The organism is Methylobacterium sp. CCH5-D2 (assembly GCF_001556475.1).
GTDB lineage: Bacteria > Pseudomonadota > Alphaproteobacteria > Rhizobiales > Beijerinckiaceae > Methylobacterium > Methylobacterium hispanicum.
The window spans coordinates 1-2,840 of the sequence record NZ_LSIX01000950.1 but is presented as its reverse complement, the minus strand read 5'-3'; the positions used below and the strand labels follow the sequence as shown (position 1 = coordinate 2,840).

The following is a 2,840-nucleotide window of genomic DNA, read 5'->3' as shown; positions in this document are numbered from 1 at the left end:
TCAGCTTCGAGGACGGCAAGCCCTACAAGACGCTGCGCCGCCACCTCACCCTGCGGGGCCTGACCCCCGAGGCCTACCGCGAGAAGTGGGGCCTGCCGCGGGACTATCCGATGACGAGCGCGAGCTACTCCGAGCAGCGCTCGGAACTCGCCCGCGCCCTCGGCCTCGGCCAGCAGCGGCGCCGGGCGCCGGAGCCCGAGGCGTCGTCCCCGTCGGTATCCGAGCCCGCCCCCGTCGCCGAGGCACCGAAGCGGCGCCGCGCCGTCCGCCAGACGCAGGCCGCCTGAACTGCGGCCGCGCCCTCGCCCCGGCCGGAACGTTCCGGTCCGAGCCGACTTCCCCCGTCTGATCTGGCCAGAGGGGAGGGGACGCGATGGCGTTCATCGAGACCGGCGACGGGACACGGCTCTACGTCAAGGACTGGGGCAGCGGGCGGCCCGTCGTGCTGATCCACGGCTGGCCGCTCGACGCGGACATGTGGGAGTACCAGCAGCCGGCGCTGACCGAGGCGGGCTTCCGCACGGTCGCGTACGACCGGCGGGGCTTCGGACGCTCGGACCAGCCCTGGACGGGCTACGACTACGACACCTTCGCGGACGACCTGAAGGCGGTCCTCGACCGGCTCGACCTACAGGACGTCGCCCTGGTCGGCTTCTCGATGGGCGGCGGCGAGATCGCCCGCTACATGGCCCGTCACGGCGGCGCGCGCGTCGCGAAGGCCGTGCTGGTCTCGGCCGTCCCGCCCTACCTGCTGAAGACCGCCGACAACCCGGACGGCGTCGATCGCTCCGTCTTCGACGGGATGATCGCGGGTCTGAAGACGGACCGTCCGCACTTCCTGGCGAACTTCGCCAAGACCTTCTTCGGCGTCGGCGTGTTCTCCTCGCCGTCCTCCAGCGAGCTCATCGCCTGGACCGGCAACCTCGCCATGCTGGCCTCGCCCAAGGCCACGGTCGCGTGCGTGCGGGCCTTCGGCGAGACGGATTTCCGCGCCGACCTCGCGCACATCAAGGTGCCGACGCTGGTGATCCACGGGGACGCCGACCAGACCGTGCCGGTCGATATCTCGGGCCGGGCCGCCGCGGCCGCGATCCCGGGCGCGCGCTTCATCGCCTACGAGGACGCGCCGCACGCCGTGCCCTTCACCCATGCCGAGCGCCTGACCGCCGACCTCATCGCGTTCCTGCGGGCCTGAACAAGCCTCTCGCCCGCCACATCCGGGCGCGATAAGAGCGCCCGATACGACCAGAGCGATCCGGCCGCGGGACGCGCCTTCGCTGCGCGCCTCGCCCCGCGGCCGTCGCGTGCGGTCCCGGACCGGAGCCCTGCATGCCTCGCACCCTTGCGCCCATCCTCAGCGCCGCCGTCGCCCTCGCGACGCTCACCCAGGCGGCACACGCCCAGAAGACGCCCGAGCCCTACGCCGCCAAGGAGAGCCTCGCGACCAAGCCCGTCCCGCAGAGCCGGGGCGAGGTGCAGCTCTCCTTCGCGCCCGTGGTGAAGCGGGCCTCGCCCTCCGTGGTCAACGTCTACGCCTCCCATGTCGAGAAGCGCTCGAACGCGCGGGCGAACGCCATGGAGGAGTTCATGCGCCGCTTCTTCGGCGAGGAGAGCGGCGGGCGCGGGCCCCGCGGCCTGCCCGGCGAGCGGGCGCAGCGCTCGCTCGGCTCCGGCGTCATCCTCGACGAGTCCGGGCTGATCATCACGAACAACCACGTCATCGACAACATGAACGAGGTGCGGGTCGCGCTCGCCGACAAGCGCGAGTTCGAGGCCCAGATCGTGCTGCGCGACCCCCGCACGGACCTCGCGGTGATCAAGATCAAGAACCCCTCGGGCGGCCTGATCGCGATGCCGTTCGGCGATTCGGAGTCGCTCGAGGTCGGCGACTTCGTGATGGCGATCGGCAACCCGTTCGGCGTCGGCCAGACGGTGACGCAGGGCATCGTCTCGGCGCTCGCCCGCACCCAGGTCGGCTCGTCGGACTACCAGTTCTTCATCCAGACGGACGCCGCGATCAATCCGGGCAACTCGGGCGGCGCGCTGGTCGATCTCCAGGGCCGGCTCGTCGGCATCAACACGGCGATCTACTCGCAGTCCGGCGGCAGCCACGGCATCGGCTTCGCGATCCCCGCCAGCATGGTCAAGGCGGTGGTCGACTCGGCCAAGGGCGGGGCGAGCACCGTGCGCCGGCCCTGGCTCGGCGCGCGCGTGCAGAACGTGACGCCCGACATCGCCGAGAGCATGGGCCTCGACCACCCGACCGGCGTGCTGGTGGCCAACCTCGCCCCGAAGAGCCCGGCCGAAGAGGCCGGACTCAAGCGCGGCGACCTGATCCTCTCGGTCGACGGCCAGGTCGTGGACGACCCGGAGGCCTTCGGCTACCGCTTCGCCCTCAAGGGCATCGAGGGCCAGACCAAGTTCGGCGTCCTGCGCGGCACCAGCCGGATCAGCCTGCCGGTGAAGCTCGGGCCCGCCCCCGAGACGCGCCCGCGCGAGCCCGTGAAGGTGCGCACCCGCTCGCCGTTCCTCGGGGCCACCTTCGTCAACACCTCGCCGGCGGTCGCCGAGGAGATGCAGGCGGACTTCCCGAGCGACGGCGTGACCGTCCAGGCGGTGGAGGACAACTCGATCGCCGCCCGCGCCGGCCTGCGCAAGGGCGATATGGTGCTGGCGATCAACGGCGCTCCCGTGACCACGACCAAGGATATCGAGCGCCTGACCCGCGCCCCGATGAACATGTGGGAGGTCGCGATCAACCGCGGCGGCGAGGTGCTGACCTCGGTCTTCGGCGGGTAGGGGCGGCAGGGGATTGGCGGCGGCGCGGGCTTGCCGGCCCG

At 72.0% G+C, this 2,840-nt stretch carries 3 protein-coding genes; all 3 read left to right on the top strand.

The window, feature by feature from the left end:
• Positions 1 to 287 (top strand): MucR family transcriptional regulator (locus tag AX737_RS25725; RefSeq protein ID WP_197430720.1); only part of this gene is annotated, 287 nt, incomplete at its 5' end.
• 86 nt (positions 288 to 373) lie between these two features.
• Entirely contained in the window at positions 374 to 1,195 is an 822-nt protein-coding gene (locus tag AX737_RS25720; RefSeq protein ID WP_066926400.1) for an alpha/beta hydrolase, read from the top strand.
• Positions 1,196 to 1,329: 134 nt separating this feature from the next.
• Complete coding sequence (locus AX737_RS25715) at positions 1,330 to 2,799, top strand: DegQ family serine endoprotease (RefSeq protein WP_066926399.1); 1,470 nt, start codon at positions 1,330 to 1,332, stop codon at positions 2,797 to 2,799.
• Positions 2,800 to 2,840 lie beyond the last annotated feature (41 nt).

Excerpts from the sequence above, each read along its gene's own strand:
- AX737_RS25720 (WP_066926400.1), top strand. The coding sequence starts at position 374 with ATGGCGTTCATCGAGACCGGCGACGGGACACGGCTCTACGTCAAGGAC.
- AX737_RS25715 (WP_066926399.1), top strand. The coding sequence starts at position 1,330 with ATGCCTCGCACCCTTGCGCCCATCCTCAGCGCCGCCGTCGCCCTCGCG.